General features: G+C 71.1%; 17 protein-coding genes and 1 pseudogene. 9 read left to right on the top strand and 9 right to left on the bottom strand.

Annotated features, from left to right (window positions below; genetic code table 11):
- Window positions 1–8 precede the first annotated feature (8 nt).
- The 3 genes from O1R50_RS15305 to O1R50_RS15295 all read left to right on the top strand — a co-directional run bounded on the left by O1R50_RS15305 (window position 9) and on the right by O1R50_RS15295 (window position 2,242).
- Window positions 9–200 (top strand): ferredoxin, encoded by a 192-nt coding sequence (locus O1R50_RS15305; protein ID WP_270110954.1) that lies wholly within the window; start codon window positions 9–11, stop codon window positions 198–200.
- 3 nt (window positions 201–203) lie between these two features.
- Window positions 204–1,421 carry an NAD(P)/FAD-dependent oxidoreductase gene (locus O1R50_RS15300; RefSeq protein ID WP_270110953.1) on the top strand — a complete coding sequence of 406 codons (1,218 nt, stop codon included), beginning with the start codon at window positions 204–206 and terminating at the stop codon, window positions 1,419–1,421.
- 302 nt (window positions 1,422–1,723) lie between these two features.
- On the top strand, window positions 1,724–2,242 hold the full coding sequence (locus O1R50_RS15295) for a flavin reductase family protein (RefSeq protein WP_270110951.1): 519 nt from the start codon (window positions 1,724–1,726) through the stop codon (window positions 2,240–2,242).
- Window positions 2,243–2,408: 166 nt separating this feature from the next.
- On the opposite strand, the gene O1R50_RS15290 is transcribed toward O1R50_RS15295, so the two are convergent.
- The 4 genes from O1R50_RS15290 to O1R50_RS15275 all read right to left on the bottom strand — a co-directional run bounded on the left by O1R50_RS15290 (window position 2,409) and on the right by O1R50_RS15275 (window position 4,569).
- On the bottom strand, window positions 2,409–2,831 hold the full coding sequence (locus O1R50_RS15290; protein WP_408612709.1) for a nuclear transport factor 2 family protein: 423 nt from the start codon (window positions 2,829–2,831) through the stop codon (window positions 2,409–2,411).
- Window positions 2,831–3,637, bottom strand: a complete 807-nt coding sequence (locus tag O1R50_RS15285; RefSeq protein ID WP_270110949.1) for an MBL fold metallo-hydrolase — start codon at window positions 3,635–3,637, stop codon at window positions 2,831–2,833. Before O1R50_RS15285 ends, O1R50_RS15290 begins: the two co-directional genes overlap by 1 nt.
- 108 nt (window positions 3,638–3,745) lie before the next feature.
- The gene (locus tag O1R50_RS15280) at window positions 3,746–4,234 is read right to left on the bottom strand and encodes a MarR family winged helix-turn-helix transcriptional regulator (RefSeq protein WP_270110948.1); all 489 of its coding nucleotides are present in this window, start codon (window positions 4,232–4,234) and stop codon (window positions 3,746–3,748) included.
- Window positions 4,235–4,314: 80 nt separating this feature from the next.
- A complete protein-coding gene (locus O1R50_RS15275; protein ID WP_270110947.1) occupies window positions 4,315–4,569 on the bottom strand; it encodes a hypothetical protein in 255 nt (84 codons plus the stop codon).
- A gap of 139 nt (window positions 4,570–4,708) precedes the next feature.
- Between O1R50_RS15275 and O1R50_RS15270 the strand changes: the two genes are divergently transcribed.
- The 5 genes and pseudogenes from O1R50_RS15270 to O1R50_RS15250 all read left to right on the top strand — a co-directional run bounded on the left by O1R50_RS15270 (window position 4,709) and on the right by O1R50_RS15250 (window position 10,668).
- Window positions 4,709–5,275: a cellulose-binding domain-containing protein gene (locus tag O1R50_RS15270; protein WP_270110946.1), complete on the top strand. Its 567-nt coding sequence runs from the start codon at window positions 4,709–4,711 to the stop codon at window positions 5,273–5,275.
- Window positions 5,215–5,553: pseudogene (locus O1R50_RS15265) on the top strand (cellulase family glycosylhydrolase); the annotation flags it as partial. The gene O1R50_RS15270 and the pseudogene O1R50_RS15265, both read left to right, overlap by 61 nt.
- Before the next feature lie 94 nt (window positions 5,554–5,647).
- A complete protein-coding gene (locus O1R50_RS15260; protein WP_270111014.1) occupies window positions 5,648–6,034 on the top strand; it encodes an alpha/beta fold hydrolase in 387 nt (128 codons plus the stop codon).
- Between the two features lie 128 nt (window positions 6,035–6,162).
- Entirely contained in the window at window positions 6,163–8,874 is a 2,712-nt protein-coding gene (locus tag O1R50_RS15255) for an ATP-binding protein (protein ID WP_270111013.1), read from the top strand.
- A gap of 372 nt (window positions 8,875–9,246) precedes the next feature.
- Window positions 9,247–10,668 (top strand): FAD-dependent monooxygenase, encoded by a 1,422-nt coding sequence (locus O1R50_RS15250; protein WP_270110945.1) that lies wholly within the window; start codon window positions 9,247–9,249, stop codon window positions 10,666–10,668.
- Window positions 10,669–10,713: 45 nt separating this feature from the next.
- Here O1R50_RS15250 and O1R50_RS15245 read toward each other — a convergent pair whose 3' ends face one another.
- The 4 genes from O1R50_RS15245 to O1R50_RS15230 all read right to left on the bottom strand — a co-directional run bounded on the left by O1R50_RS15245 (window position 10,714) and on the right by O1R50_RS15230 (window position 13,833).
- On the bottom strand, window positions 10,714–11,247 hold the full coding sequence (locus tag O1R50_RS15245; protein ID WP_270110944.1) for a hypothetical protein: 534 nt from the start codon (window positions 11,245–11,247) through the stop codon (window positions 10,714–10,716).
- 106 nt (window positions 11,248–11,353) lie between these two features.
- Window positions 11,354–12,559 (bottom strand): sensor histidine kinase, encoded by a 1,206-nt coding sequence (locus O1R50_RS15240; protein WP_270110943.1) that lies wholly within the window; start codon window positions 12,557–12,559, stop codon window positions 11,354–11,356.
- Window positions 12,556–13,248, bottom strand: a complete 693-nt coding sequence (gene cseB, locus O1R50_RS15235; RefSeq protein WP_270110942.1) for a two-component system response regulator CseB — start codon at window positions 13,246–13,248, stop codon at window positions 12,556–12,558. Before cseB ends, O1R50_RS15240 begins: the two co-directional genes overlap by 4 nt.
- A 3-nt stretch (window positions 13,249–13,251) precedes the next feature.
- On the bottom strand, window positions 13,252–13,833 hold the full coding sequence (locus O1R50_RS15230; RefSeq protein WP_270110941.1) for a hypothetical protein: 582 nt from the start codon (window positions 13,831–13,833) through the stop codon (window positions 13,252–13,254).
- Between the two features lie 113 nt (window positions 13,834–13,946).
- Between O1R50_RS15230 and O1R50_RS15225 the strand changes: the two genes are divergently transcribed.
- Window positions 13,947–14,720 (top strand): polysaccharide deacetylase family protein, encoded by a 774-nt coding sequence (locus O1R50_RS15225; RefSeq protein WP_270110940.1) that lies wholly within the window; start codon window positions 13,947–13,949, stop codon window positions 14,718–14,720.
- A 7-nt stretch (window positions 14,721–14,727) separates the two neighbouring features.
- On the opposite strand, the gene O1R50_RS15220 is transcribed toward O1R50_RS15225, so the two are convergent.
- Window positions 14,728–15,084 carry a hypothetical protein gene (locus O1R50_RS15220; protein ID WP_270110939.1) on the bottom strand — a complete coding sequence of 119 codons (357 nt, stop codon included), beginning with the start codon at window positions 15,082–15,084 and terminating at the stop codon, window positions 14,728–14,730.
- Window positions 15,085–15,263: the final 179 nt, after the last annotated feature.

Raw genomic sequence — 15,263 nt, 5'->3', positions numbered from 1 at the left:
GACAAGACATGAAGATCCGCGTCGACATGGCCAAGTGCGAGACCCACGCGCAGTGCGTCTTCGCCGCCCCAGAGGCCTTCTCACTCGACGATGACGACGAACTCGTCTATGACGCGAACCCGGACGACGCCCTGCGGGCCAAGATCGAGCAGGCCGTCCTGGCCTGCCCCGTGCAGGCCGTATTCATCGAGCAGGGCTGACCCATGCGACGCATCGCCATCGTCGGGGCGGGACTGGCCGGGTTCAGCGCGGGCCAGGAGCTGCGCCGCCTCGGCTTCGACGGCGACCTGACCGTGATCGGCGCCGAGCCGCACCGGCCCTATCGGCGCCCGCCGCTGTCCAAAGAGCACCTTCTCGGCGAGTCCGACCTCTCGCTGCGGGGCGCCGACGAGCTCGGCGCGGCGTGGCGGCTCGGTCGCGCCGCCACCGGTCTCGACCTGGAGCGCCGCGCGGTCCTGGTCGGGGAGGCGGCCATCGGCTTCGACGGGCTCGTGATCGCGACGGGGCTGCGCGCCAAGTCGCTGCCCGAGGGCACGGCCCTGCCGGGCGTCCACTTCCTCCGCGGGCTCGACGACGCGCGCGGTCTGCGCCGGGAGATCGAAGCGCGGCCGCGCACCGTCGTGGTCGGCGGCGGCTTCATCGGTTCCGAGACCGCCGCTACGCTGCGCGGACTCGGGCTGGAGGTCACGCTCATCAGCGGGAGGCCCGTGCTTCGGAGCGCCCTCGGCGCGGAGGTCGGCGCGATCGCCGAGGCGATGCACCGCGAACACGGCGTCGAGGTCCGCACCGGCCGCATGGCGGGCGTGTCCGGGACCGGCCGGGTCGAACGCGTCCACTTGCAGGACGGCGGGACCGTAACGGCCGACCTCGTCGTGGCGGCCCTGGGCGCCGAACCTGAAACCGAGTGGCTGCGGGGCACGGGTCTTGGGGACGGGGACGGCGTCATGGTCGGCGCCGACGGCCTGGTCGCTCCCGGCATCGCGGCCGCCGGAGACGTCGCGCGATGGCCGCATCCGCTGCACAGTGGACGAACACTGCGGATCGAGCACTACGCCAACGCTGCCGAGCAGGGTGCGCACGCCGCGCGGGCGCTCCTGGGAGGGATCGGCCCGTACACGCCGCTGCCGAATTTCTGGTCGCATCTGTACGGCAGGCGGCTCCAGGCCGTCGGCTTCACCGGCGCCGACTGCGAATCGCGCCTCGTGGCGCAGGAACCGGGGCACCGCTTCATGGCCGAATACCGCCACCGGGGCCGCCTGGTCGGCGTCGCCGCCGCGGGCTTCGCCCGGGCCATGCCGGAGTACCGGCAGCGGATCGCCCAGGCACTCGCACCCGTCGCCGAGACCGCGGAAGGCCCTCCCGATACCGGTGTTGTATCGGGAGGGCCGACATCGCAGCGAGCGGACGAACGGGCCGGATGACGACCGGTCCGATTCACGGGCCCGCCCGCGCCACCGTTCGCGCCGCGTCCCTCCTCGCCGCCGCGCCCGGGATGCGGGACGGCGGTGGCGCGGGCGGGCCCGTGCCGTTACTGTCGCCTGCATGTCGTCCGCCTTCCTCACGCGGCGGCGCGAAATCGATCAGATGCGCGCCGCGAGCGCCATCTGTCCCCGTTCCTTGGCATAGCGCCCGCGCCAGCGGTGCCGCTCGGAACCCTTCGTCTCCATTCGACCGACGCGGGCCCGTCCCCCGACGCGCCCGTGCCGCAACCTGCCGAGGAACCATGTTGACCGCTGCCGCCCGGACCGCCGCACACGCCGGCGTCGCCCCCGACGACTACCGCTCGCTCTTCCGCTCCCACCCGGCCGGCGTGACGGTGATCTGCGCCGACGCCGGGTACGGCCCCGCCGGGTTCACCGCCACCTCGCTCGCGTCGGTCTCGCTCGCACCGCCGCTGGTGTCGTTCGCCGTCGCCACCGTCTCCTCGGTGTGGGCCACGTTCGCGGCCGCCGAGAGCTTCACGGCGCACTTCCTCGCCGCGGACCAGCACGACCTCGCCGCCCGCTTCGCCGCGCGCGGCGCCGACCGCTTCGGCTCCCCCACCGCATGGTCGCGCCTCGAGACCGGTGAACCGGTCCTCCACGGGGCGCCCGCGCGGTTGCGGGCCGTCGTCCAGGACCGGTTCGAGGTCGGCGACCACCATCTCGTCATCGGCCTGGTCACCGACATCGAGTCCGATGAGGACCGCGATCCGCTCGTCTACCACGCGGGCGGCTACTGCGCGGCCGCGCCGATCCGCTGAAGGCCGCGACCCTCATCGGCCGCCGGGCAGCAGCTCCTGCGCCTCGGTCTTCACCGCGGGAACGGCCGCCCTGCTCGTCGCGTCGGAGCGGCGCGTGGTGGCCTGCGGCACCGCGCTCGCCTCGGCTCCCCGAACTCCTCGGCAAGCGCGTACGCCTCAGGACCGGTCAGGGTCGCATGGCTTCGCGGACCAGTGCGGTGTCGACGAACTGCTCGAAGCGGACGATGAGACCCCCGCGGACGGTGAAGTGGTGGGCCACCCGCACGTCGATCGGCTTGCCGGTGGCCTTGTTCGTCGCGGTGTAGCGGGCCAGGACCACGACGTTCTCGCCCTCGACGACGTAGGCGTCGTCATGGGCCGTCCAGTCGGCCCAGTCGGCGCCGAGCCGCTCCATGACCGCGGAGGTGACGCCCGTCGGCGTGCGGTAGGTCCCCGCGAGCGGGAAACCCGCCATCTCGGTCCACTCCACATCCGGTGCGAGGGTGGCGCGCAGCGCCTCCAAGTCCCCGGCAGCCGAGGCGAGGTACTGGCGGCGCACCACGTCGCGCGGCGCAGTGGAGGTCGCGAAGTCGTTGTCGCCCAAGCCGATCAGCCCCACTGCATTTCGCCCTTCGCGACCTTGGCGCCGATCTGGGCGGCGATCTGCATGCCGTGCTCGGGGTAGCGTTTGAGGAGCGCTTCGGTCAGAGCCGCGGCGTCAGCGGCCTTCGCGAGCTCCTCGCCGAATGCGATGAGGTACTCGCGGGTCGCGCTGATGGCGGAGGCGTCAGCGGGAGTGCCGGGCAGGCGGTGGCCGGGGACGACGAGTTCGGGTTCGAGCGCGGCCATCTCGTCCAGCATCGCGATCCAGGCATCGCGGTCGGCCTCGGTCGGGGTGTCGGCGACCCAGACGTGCTCGCCCTGGAACAGCAGGACGCCGCCCAGCATGGCGTGCCGCTCGGCCTGCCACAGGTAGTGCCGGTCCGGGAGCGCCGCGGGACCGCCCTTGAGTTCGAGGAGGGCGCCCTCGAGTTCGAGGTCGCCTTCCAGAGGTTCGATGTCGACCAGTCGGGTGGGCAGGTTGGCGCCGAGCGCGGCCCAGGCCTTGAGCTTGCCCTCGTATGAGTGTCGAATGTGGTCGATCGTCTGCGGGGTCGCGACGAAGCGCGCGTTCGAGAAGGCGTCGGCGACCGCTTCGGCGCCGAAGTAGAAGTCGGGGTCGCCGTGGCTGATGAAGACGGTGGTCAGTTCCTTGCCGGAGTCGAGGACCGCGGCGACGATGCGGTGCCCGTCCGCGCGGGTGAAGCCGGCGTCGACCAGGAGCGCCTCGTGCTCGCCGGTGACGAGAACGGCGGTCTTGTTCTTGCTCCCGGCGGGGAAGTCAAGGTCGAGAATCGTGAAGTCCAGCGTGCTCATGATGCTCCTCGCAAGGTCGTATCCGGGTTCCGCAACGCACGGAACACATATACCTTACATAACAGTATCTGACTGATCAGATATTTCGATCTGCCGTAGGGGCCCGGATCACCGCAGCGGCGGGATCGCGTCGCGGGCCGCGTGACTGAGTTTCCGCAGGTCGTCCGCGAACCAATCGCGATGATCGGCCGGAATGGGCGCCACGAAGTAGCGCTTGATGTTCTCCCGGTGCACCCGCGTGGCCTCGACGGCCTTCGCGTCGCCGGCCGCGGTCAGCCGGACCAGGCGGCCGCGCCGGTCCCCCGGATTGGCGACCCGCTCGACCAGGCCGGCCGCCTCCATGCGGTCGATGAGCCTGGTGACGCCCCCGGTGGTGAGCACCTGCTCGCGGCTGATCGCCCCCATCGACATCCCCGTCCCGCCCGCGCGGGCGAGGATCAGCAGCACCTCGTAGGTCAGGTGCGAGATGCCGCACTCCTCCTCGATCGCCTTGCCCAGCAAGTACTCCAACCGGTTGGCCGCCCCCAGCAGACGACCGAACGCGAGCACGAGCCCGTCGCCCGCAGCGTCCTTCGCCGTCGCGATCTCCTCGCTCACGCCTTGCCTCCTGACCGTAGGGACCCAAGGATAAGGACACGCGACGCCCGGCGGCCGGGAACCGACCTGAGGCTGAACGCTCAGGACCCCGGGAGCGGCGACGGCGGCGGCAAGGGCGCGGCCGGGCGGAAGGCGTCGAAGATCAGCCGGAGGTAGCGCCGCCGGCCTTGCTCGCCTTCGGGGAAGGACCAGTGGGAGCTGGCGATCATGCCGATGACGCAGACCACGTCCTCGCCTGCCAGGTCCGGCATGATCGATCCCGCGGCTTGGGCCCGTTCGGTCAGCCGACCGAGCGGTTCGTGGACGGGCGCGATGGCTTCTGACCTGCGCCTCAAGACACGGTTGAATTTGACGTCCATATGACACATTTAGTAATCTCGATGTATAAGGTTTGAAGACTCAACTTGGATCCCCTGTGTCCTCCTGCGGCGCAGGGGCTTTCGCACCACTCCCCGACCCGGCAAGGAGTCTCCAGTGACCATCCATTCCATACGGCGTGCCCGCGCGCGATGGCTCGCGGTCGCGGCGGCGGTGCTCGCACTGCTCGCGACCGGCCTCCTGGGCGCGGTCAGCGCCCAAGCGGCGCAAGGCTGCGACGTCGACTACTTCGTCCAGAACCAGTGGACCGGCGGCTTCACCGCGAACGTCACGGTCACGAACCTCGGCGAGACGATCGACGGCTGGGACGTCGAATGGGCCTGGCCCGAGGGCCAGCGCGTGACCCACGGCTGGAACGCGGCGTTCGCGGCCACCGGCGACCAGGTCAACGCCACGAACCTGAGCTGGAACGCCAAGGTCGCCACCGGCTCGTCGGTCTCCTTCGGCTTCAACGGTTCCTGGGCCGGGGTGAACCGCGAGCCGTTCGAGTTCCGCCTCAACGGCCGGGCCTGCGACGGCACGGTCGGCGAGCCGACCACCTCCCCGGCCACGCCGCCCGCTGGGGGCGTCTCGGCGGTGGAGCAGGTGGCGATGCAGCCGGGCTGGAACGTGGGCAACACTTCGGACCACTGGGAGAGGAGACCCCCTGGGGCAACCCGCTGATCACCGAACAGCTGCTCGCGCACGTGAAGTCGCAGGGCTTCAACTCGATCCGGCTGCCCGTCACGTGGGAGGAGTACATGGGTCCGGGTCCGGGCCATACCGTCGACCCGGACCGGATGGACCGAGTCGCGCAGGGGATCGACTGGCGCTCGAACAGGACCTCCAAGTCCTGCTGAACGTTCCACGACTCGTGGATGTGGCTGGACGAGCTGCCGAACGACCGCGACGCGGCGCTCGCGAAGTACGAGGCGCTGTGGACGCAGATCGCCGACCGCTTCAAGGACTACCCGGCCGAGCTCGCCTTCGAGAGCGTCAACGAACCGGCGCCGCGGGCGCGGCGGGCGACTCGCTCACCGAAGAGCTCGACCTGGCGTGGGCGAAGCCGCCGCGAACCTCACCACGAGGGACCTCTACGCCGACAGCCTGCTCAGCGCCTTCAGCCACGACGAACTCGCCACCGACGAGATGATCGACGAGGGCTGGGCCTGGTTCTCCCGGCCGGCCCAGCGCGACGCGTTCGTGGCCCTCGCCCGCGGCCTCGACTACGACGAGACCCACGTCCGGCTGAGCGACGTCGCCGCCCCGACGCTGATCCTCTGGGGAGGCGACGACGCATGGCTGCCGCCCTCGCAGGCCGAGGGCCTCGCCCACCGCATCCCCGACGCCCGCGCCGAGATCCTCCCGGGCTGCGGCCACAATCTCCACGAAGACTGCCCCGAAACCGCGGTTCCGCTCATCGCGGCGTTCCTCGGCGCATAGGCGAGGCCCGTACGTGCCCGCGTTCGCGCGCGGATCCGACACTAAGCTCGCGACAGCGTCCGAAGCCGAAGCGCCCGACGCCCGCTGGATACGCCGCCACTGCGGACACTCCCCTCAGGAGGTACGACATGCTGCACGGCCGCCAGGCCGAACAGGCCGCGATCGACCGGATGCTGCACGGCATCCTCGACAGCCGCCCCGGCGTACTGGTGATGCGCGGCGAGGCGGGCATCGGCAAATCGGCGCTGCTCGACTACGCCGCCGAGAACGCGGACGCGCACGTGCTGCGCGTGACAGGCGTCGAATCGGAGGCGGCACTGCCGTTCGCCGCGCTGCACTCGCTGCTGCGTCCGGTCCTGGACCGAGCGGAGGCGCTGCCGGCGCAGCAGGCCGCGGCGCTGCTCGGCGCGCTGGGCATGGGTGAATCGGGCCGCGGCGACCGCTTCCTCGTCGGACTGGCCACGCTCAACCTGTTCGTGGAGCTGTCCTCGCAACGCCCGCTCGTCTGCCTCGTCGACGATGCACAGTGGATGGACGGCGAGTCCGCCGACGCACTGCTGTTCGCGGCCCGCCGCCTGCACGCCGAGCCGATCGCCGTTCTGTTCGCCGCCAGAACCGGCGCGGACCTCCCCGCCACCGGACTGCCCGAGCTCTGGCTCGCGCGACTCGACGACGCCGCCGCCGGACGGCTCCTCGCCGAGCGGTCCGGAACACTGCCGCCCGCACTGCGCGACCAGCTGGTGGCCGAGGCGCAGGGCAACCCGCTGGCGCTCGTCGAGCTGCCGCGCATGCTCACCGCCGAGCAGCGGACCGGAGCGCTGGTGCCGCTGTCCTTCACCCTCGGAACCGCCGAGCCCGCGACCGACCGCGTGCTCGCCGGATTCCGCGACCGGATCGCCGCGCTGCCCGACCGCACCCGCTCCTGCCTGCTGGTGGCGGCGCTCGACGACGGCGGATCACTCGAAGTCCTCACCCACGCCGCGCGGCTGCTCGGCATCGCCCTCGCCGACGCCGCTCCCGCCGAGCGAGCGGGCCTGATCCGCATCACCGGCGACGGCGTCGCCTTCCACCACCCCCTGGTGCGCACCGCGGTGCTGCTGGCGTGCGACATCACCGCGCGGATCGCCGCGCACCGGGCGCTGGCGGACGCGGTCGACGACGACCGGCGGCCGTGGCACCTCGCCGCCGTCACCATGGGGGCCGACGAGCAGGTGGCCATGGGCCTCGAACGCCTCGCGCAGCGCGCCCGCCAGCGGGGCGGACAGGCCGCGGTCTCGGCCGCCTATGCAAGGGCCGCAGTGCTGTCACCCCAGCCCGAGGACGCCGCCCGGCGATACACGGCCGCCGCGTTCAGCGCCGCGGAGGCCGGTCTGCGCCAGCGCGCCACCGAACTGGTCGAGCGCGCAGGCCGAAGCACCGACACCGCATCGCTGGATCCCGCCGTCGCGGCGGAACTAGCCCAAGTGCGAGCGCGGCTGGCCTTTGAGGAAGGGCGGCCGCTGGAGGCCGCCCGGATCCTGCTGGAAATCGCACGGACGGTCGCGGCCGACCTCACGAGACTCTCGTTTCTAGGACTGGCCGCGTACTACGCGTGGACCAGTACGGCACACCCCGATCAAGTCGAGCTGGCCCGTCGCATCGAGGCCCTGACCCCCAAGGGCGGCAACGACCTCACAGCGGGTGAGGCGGTCATCCGCGACTTCCGCGTGACCATCGAAGGCGGCACCTCGGTGACCACCTCCCTCCCCTCCCCGCCGAAGGCGATGCCCTCCGACCTGCGGTTCCTGGTCACCATGCACACGCTCGTCCGCGCCGACCGCGACGGGATGATCGCCGACGCGGAAGCGCTCATCCAGGACTGCCGGACCGAGGGCCGACTGGGTCGGATCCCGCAGGCGATGACGACCCTTGCGATCGCCCAGGCGCTAGCCGGCCGGCATGACGCCGCGCGCACCACGGCGGCCGAGGGGCTCGAGCTGGCAGCGGACATGGATCAGCCCGTATGGCGCGGCTATGTGGCGGGCGTGCACGCCTGGCTGTCAGCCGTAGCAGGCGACGAGAACGCGTATGCGGCACTTTCGTCCGAGGCCATGCGGAGCGCGGACTCCCTGGCGTGGATGCCGAGCCGCTGCTGGGCCGAGTACGCGGGCGCGATGCTGGACCTGGGCGCGGGCCGGTATGCCGCCGCGACCGAGCGGATCGACCAGGCGGCGGGGCCGTCCCGGCACGCGTTCGTGTGGCGGTACGCCTGGCCGGACTACGTCGAGGCGGCGGTCAAAGCGGGCGAGCCGCATCAGGCGACGGCGGTGCTGGAGCGGTATGCGGCCTGGGCGAACTCCACCGGACAGGTGGGGACGCTCGCGGTCCTGCACCGGGCGCGGGCCATGATGGCCGGTGACGATTCGGCGGAGCGGCTTTATGAACGGGCGCTTGCGCTCCACCTCCAGCACGAGCAGCCGTTCGACCTCGCCCGCACCCGGCTGGCGTACGGCGAGTGGCTCCGCCGCCACCGGCGGCGGAGCGAAGCCCGCCTGCAGCTCGAGGCCGCGAAGGAGGGGTTCGACCGGCTGGGCGCTGCGCCGTGGTCGACCCGAGCGGCAGGTGAGCTGCGCGCGGCCGGAGTCTCCGTGCCCGGACGCGTCGCCGACGACCCCCTTGCCGTACTCACACCGCAAGAGCTGCAAGTGGTCCGGTTGGCCGTCACGGGGGCGACCAACCGCGACATCGGCGCCCAGCTCTTCCTCAGCCCGCGCACGGTCGCGTACCACCTGTACAAGGCGTTCCCGAAGCTGGGCATCACCTCCCGCACGGAACTGGGAAGCCTCGCCACCGATCGCTAGTCACCGCCATGGAGGCGACCCTAGATCGCTCGGCGGCCTCGCCGCTTCCGTAGCGTTCATGGTCGGATCGGCCCGTCTGCGCAGCCGCTTAGGTCGAGTGACTGGCGCCGTGACAGGTCCATCCGTTCCCCGATCGCTCTGCCAAGGCCCGACGCACGGTGTTCGCTGTCCCGGTCGACCTGATTCCCCGAGAGCGCTTCGGATGCGGACCGGTGATCACTACGCTTTATCCCTAGCCGGACCACCGCCCGCTTCCGGATTTTCGATCGCGTCACACTGCGGCCGAAGGCTTCTCACCACACGACCCTTGCCATACAATAAATTCAGCAGATGATGAATTAAGGTCACCGAGACACCCCTAGGGAGACTGATATGTCCAACCAGCAGCAAGCCGACGTCATCGTCGTCGGCGCCGGCCCCACCGGGCTCCTCCTGGCGGGCGACCTCGCCAAAGCCGGGGTCGACGTCCTCGTCCTCGAAGGCCGCGGCGAGCACCTCTCGAACCTCTCCCGCGCCTTCGGGGTCCACGCCCGCACCCTCGAAGAGCTCGACGCGCGCGGCATGGCCGACGAGCTCATCGCCTACGGCGGCGCGCAGCTGCCCGGCATCCGCCTGTTCAACCGCGTCACCCTCAACCTCTCCGACCTGGAGACCCGCTTCCCCTACCTGCTCATGACCCCTCAGTACACAGTGGAGGAAGTCCTGCGCCGCCGCGCCCTCACCGCCGGCGCCTCGATCCTGTACGACCACAAGGTGACCGGCCTCGAGCAGGCCGACGGCGCGGTCACCGTCGGCACCGCGCAGGGCGACTACAGGGCGACCTATGCCGTCGGCGCCGACGGCGTCAAGTCCGCTGTGCGCCAAGCGATCGGCATGCCCTACCCGGGCGAGGCCGTCCTGAAGTCGATCATGCTCGCGGACGTCAAGCTCGCCGAGCCGCCCGCCGAGAGCCCCGCCATCCACGGCATCAACGGCGCCTTCTGCTTCATCGCCTCCTTCGGCGACGAGTACTGGCGGATCTTCGCCTGGAACTCGGCCGAGCAGAAGAACGACGACGACCCGATCGACCTCGACGAGATCAAGCAGGCCACCCGCCTGGTCTTCGGCTCCGACTTCGGCATGCACGACGCGCGCTGGATCTCGCGCTTCCATTCCGACGAGCGCCAGGTCCCGAGCTACCGCGACGGCAACGTCTTCCTCGCCGGCGACGCCGCCCACTGCCACTCCCCCGCGGGCGGCCAGGGCATGAACACCGGCCTCCAGGACGCCGCGAACCTCGCGTGGAAGCTCGCCGCCGTCCTCAGGGGAGCCGACCCGGCCCTGCTCGACACCTACCACTCCGAGCGCCACCCCGTCGGCAAGATGGTGCTGCGCTCCAGCGGCACCATGATCCGCCTGGCCGCCGAACGCTCGAAGATCAAGGCCGCCATCGGCGGGCTCGCCTTCGGCGCGGCCATGCACATCAAGCCGATCGAGGCCAGGGCCATGGGCGTCATCTCCGGCGTCGGATTCCACTACGGACACGGCAAGGACGAGGACCAGCTCGTCGGCCACCGCGCCAACGACATCGCCCTCGCCGACGGCACCCGACTCTACGAGGCCCTGCGCGGCGGCAGGTTCGTGGTCCTCGACAGCGCCGAGTCCTACGCGGCCCGCTTCGTCGCCGACGCCGATTCGGCCGCCCCCGACGGCACCGCCAAGATCATCCGGCCCGACGCCTACATCGGCTGGGCCGGCGAGGACGACCCCGCCGCCATCCGCGCCTACCTCGAAACCCACGCAGGAAAGGCCTGACACACGATCGAGGCGCCCGCGGCGAGCGGGCGCCTCGATCGCCTGCTACCGCGTCAGCGCGTCGACCAGCGACAGCACCGCGGCCCCGAGCAGCAGTCCGCCCACGCTCAGACCGACCACGGCACTCACGATGAGGCCCTTGGCCCTTGCGACCAAGACCGAGGCCGCCGACGCGACCGTCACCGCCGCGGCCACGATGTGCAGGGCCGGGATCGAGAGCACCATCGCGACGGGGACGAAGTGAACGCCGACGACGAAGGCGATCCACGCCGAGATCAGATCGGCGCGCTTGCGCCAGGCCAGCAGCGCCGCACCGATGCCGGCGGACGCGAACTCGATGCCCACGACCAGGCCGAACCGCGGGCTCACTTGATCGTCGAACACCGTCCCGTCGGACCAGTGCCGCCAGACGAGGAGGCCGCCGATGATCAATGTCAGAATGCCGGCCGCTGATCCGGCCGCGAGCCACTTGACCCAGCGAGCCGGCGGAGCCTCTTGGGCCCAGCCGAACCAGGCCATCGCGAAGAAGCCGAAGATCGCCGCCACCGCAGCGGCATCGCGGACGTGTTCCGGGGTCATTGGGGTTCCGATCTCAAGGCGCGCAATTGTATGCATCATTGTGCCATAGAGACGCCATAATGACGTCATCGCATGATCGGTCCTCGCCGAGTCCCGTGGGATCCGGTTACGGCCTCAGGTCCACTGTGGCGAGTGCACCGCCGTCCGGGGCGTTGGCGAGGTCGAGCCGGGCGCCGAGCACCCGGGCCTGGCCGAGAGCGATGGTGAGTCCGAGGCCGTGCCCGCCGTTGTCCTCCGCGCCGATGCGGAACCGGATCGGCCCGTCGCGGAGCACGGCTTCGGGGTAGCCGGGCCCGTGGTCGCGGACGGTGATGCGGGGCCCGTCGACCTCCACCAGCACCGGCGGTGCGCCGTGCCTGACCGCGTTGGCGACCAGGTTGACGAGGATCCGCTCGAGTCGACGCGGATCGGTCTCGACGACGGCGTCGGCGACGACGCGCACCTGGACTTCCGGCCCGAAGGCGGCGACGCGCCGGGTGGTGAACTCGGCGATGGGCACGTCGGTCGTGTCGGCCCTTTCGCTGGCGGTGTCCAGGCGCGCCACCTCGAGGACGTCCTCGACCAGGGCGCGCAGCGCGCTGACGCGGTCGCGGACCAGTTCGGACGGACGGCCGGGCGGCAGGAGTTCCGCGGCCGTGTTCAGCCCGGTGATCGGGGTGCGCAGTTCGTGGGCGATGTCGGCGGTGACCCGCCGTTCGGCCTCCAGCCTGGCCTGCAGGGCGTCGGCCATCGCGTCGATCGCCTGCGCCAGTTCGGCGGCCTCGTCGCGCGACCTGCCGCCGATCGCGGCGCTCACCCGGGTGGTGCGGTCGCCGTCGGCCACCCGTCCCGCGGCGGCCGCGGCCCGGCGGAGGCGCTGCGACATGCGCGCGCCGATCAGGACCCCAGATCCCGCCCCGGCCGCGACGACCGCGGCGGCGCCTCCCACCAGCACCCGGTCGAGCGACGCGAGCGAGTCGAGGTGGTCCTCGTAGGTGTCGCGCAGCGACAGGATCCGTCCGTCGCCGACGGGTGCCGCGGCCCAGACGTAGGCGCCGTCCCCGGTGTCCTCGATCAGGGTCGCCGTCCGATCGCCGTCGACCGCGGCCCGCAGGTCTTCGGGCAGGTCCGGGTCGTTCAGCACGCCGCCGAGCGCGGCCTGCCCGGTGCGGTCGAACTCCCGCATCACCAGCGCGATCCGCTCCTCTTGGACTTCGCGGGCCTCGTCGGCGAGGCGGTGGGCGAAGGCGAAGTGCACGATCAGGCTGAGCGCCACCGCGACGAGCACGCTCACGAGCGTGATCGTGGCGGTGATCTTCCAGCGCAGGCTCATCGGACGTCGCCGATGAGCTTGTAGCCGAACCCGCGCACGGTCTCGATGAGGTCGGCGCCGATCTTGTTGCGCAGCCGCTGGACGTGCACGTCCACGACCCGGCTGTCGCCGCCCCACTGGTAGTTCCAGACGCTCTCCAGGAGGATGTCGCGGCTGAGCACGATCCCTGGGGAAGCGGCGAATCGCAGCAGCAGGCGCATCTCGGTCGGGGTGAGCGCCACGGGTTCCCCGTCCCGGACCACCCGCACGCCGTCGGGGTCGATCTCGACCGCCCCGAACCGCAGCGGCCCGGTCCGCTCGCCTCCGCCCGGCGACGGGGCGGTCTCCGCGCGGCGCAGCGCCGCCCGGATGCGGGCGGTGAGCACGGCGCTGTCGAAGGGCTTGGTGATGTAGTCGTCGGCGCCGGCCTCAAGCCCGACCACCACGTCGACCGGGTCGTCGCGGGCCGAGAGCATGATGACCGGGACGAGGCTGTGCTCGCGGATGCGGCGGCACAGGCTGACCCCGTTCATGCCCGGCAGCATCACGTCGAGCAGCGCCACGTCCGGTCGCACGGCGAAGAACGCCTCCAGCCCGGCCCTGCCGTCCGCGGCGACGGAGACCCGGAATCCGTCCCGCTCCAGACTCAGCTGCGTGGCCTCCCGGATCACGTCGTCGTCCTCGACGAAGAGCACATGCGCCGGCCCCACCGCTCACCCGCCTCCCGCGAGAGCGTCGCCGTCCCAGGTCAGGGGCACCGACTCCAGGCCGGTCGGGCAGTCGGCGGTGTCACCGGGCAACCAGACCTGCCGTTCGAGGGTGAACTCGCCCTCGGTCACCATGACGGTCGTGGAGACCTCCTCGGCGGCGAAGACCTGCTCGGGCCCGTCCTGCCAGAGCCGGTAGACATAGCTGGCGTAACCGGAGGCGCAGAGGTACGGGGAGGTGCAGCCCAGGACGTTGACGACGACGACCTGGACGTCGGTCCCGGCGACGGTCGCGTAGGCCGTCTCCACTGGGAAGAAGCTCCCGTCGTAGCCCTCGCCGGTGCAGGGGCGTGCGACCAGGTCCTTGATGTCCTGGCGCACTTCGGGATCCTCGCGCAGGACCGCGACCGGGTCGATGCTGAACGCCTCGCCTTCGGCTGGGTGCGGCTGCGAATCGGGGACGGGACCGGTGGTGCCTTCGCCGGCGTCCTCGGCGACCCGCACCCCGCCGCCCGCGATGCCGCAGCCGCCCGCCGCGAAGAGCGCGCACACGACGGCGCCCGCTGAAATCCATCTCCTGACCTGCACGTCCGCCATGCTACCGCTGGAAGAACGGCTGTTACCGAACCGATGGGTTTCCGCTGGAGGACCGCAACAGCGGATAGGGGCGACCGAGAAACTGCGCGCATAGCGTCCCCGCCATGAATCGAGACAGCACCTCACGACGACGCTTCCTGCTGATGAGCTCCCTGCTCGGTACCGGATTGCTCGGTGCCGCCGCATGCGGGTCGACCACGACGGCGGAGCGCACCGCAACCGACGCCGCCCGCAGTCCCGCGCCCAAGCCCTCCCCGCGGAACGCCCCCGGCCGGCCCGCACCCGAACCCGATGTGAAGACCGCCATCGACGACGTGACCTTCAAAGTGGACACCGACGATCCCGTCGTCTTCCTGACGATCGACGACGGCGTCACGCGCCACCCCGACACGGCCGACATCCTCAAGGAACACGACCTCAAAGCCACCCTGTTCCTCACCGACCAGTACGTGCGGCAGGACCCCGGCTTCTTCCGCGACCTGCGCGACCGCACCGGGTCGCTCATCGAGAACCACACGCTCGACCACCCGGATCTCACCACCCTGCCCCTCGAGGGGCAGCAGCGGCAGATCGGCGAGACCTCGGACCGCTACCAGCGGGAGTTCGGCCGCCGTCCCACGCTCTTGCGACCGCCTTACGGCGAGTTCAACGACGACACCCTGCGCGCGGCGGAGGACAGCGGGGTGCGGCATGTCGTCCACTGGTCAGCCGTCATCGACGAAGGCGCCATCGAGTACGCCGCGGGTGACCGCCTGACTTCGGGCGACATCGTCCTGATGCACTTCAGGGAGGCCTTCCGCGAGGACGTCGAACGCTTCGTCGAAGAGGCCGAGCGATCCGGTCTGCGCCCCGCGCTGCTCGAGGACTACCTGAAATGACGCCATCTCAGGTTTCAGGCCCGGCCTCTCCTGCCTCGAGGGTGTCGAAGAGGTCATCGGGGTCGATCTGCGCGCGGTAGCGGAACATGAGCGAGACCTCGCTTCCGAAGGAGCCGAGCGTGTCCGAGGGGTCGGTGAGGAACTTCGGCTCCGCCCACTGCTGCGCGATCACGGCCGCGGGGCTGCCGTTGACCTCGAGAAGCCAGGTCGCGCGCCCGCCGGCGATAGCGGCGAGGAACCGCCGCTGCCGCAGGTAGGCGACCGCCTCGGCGATCGTGCTCGACTCCGGCAGGTCGATCGTCTCGGCGTGCGCGTACACGTCGTCGCCCATGGCGACGCTCGATCGGTCCACATTGACGTTCATCCTCAGTCCTCCTCGACTCCCCGATTCTGCCCGCCCGACCGGCCGAGGCCAACCGGAACTGCAGTGCATTGACGCCTTCAAGGCCGCAAAGTTCCAGGTCGCCCACGTCGGCGGGGCCGGGCATTGTGCCGAAATGCGGGACTGGATCCCCGAACGTGAAGTAGCGTCAATATCGCCAG

The sequence above is a fragment of the Glycomyces luteolus genome (genome assembly GCF_027622875.1).
GTDB classification, from domain to species: Bacteria; Actinomycetota; Actinomycetes; order Mycobacteriales; family Micromonosporaceae; genus Glycomyces; species Glycomyces luteolus.
Note: the sequence above shows the minus strand (reverse complement) of the source record. Positions and strands in the feature narration are given on the sequence as shown.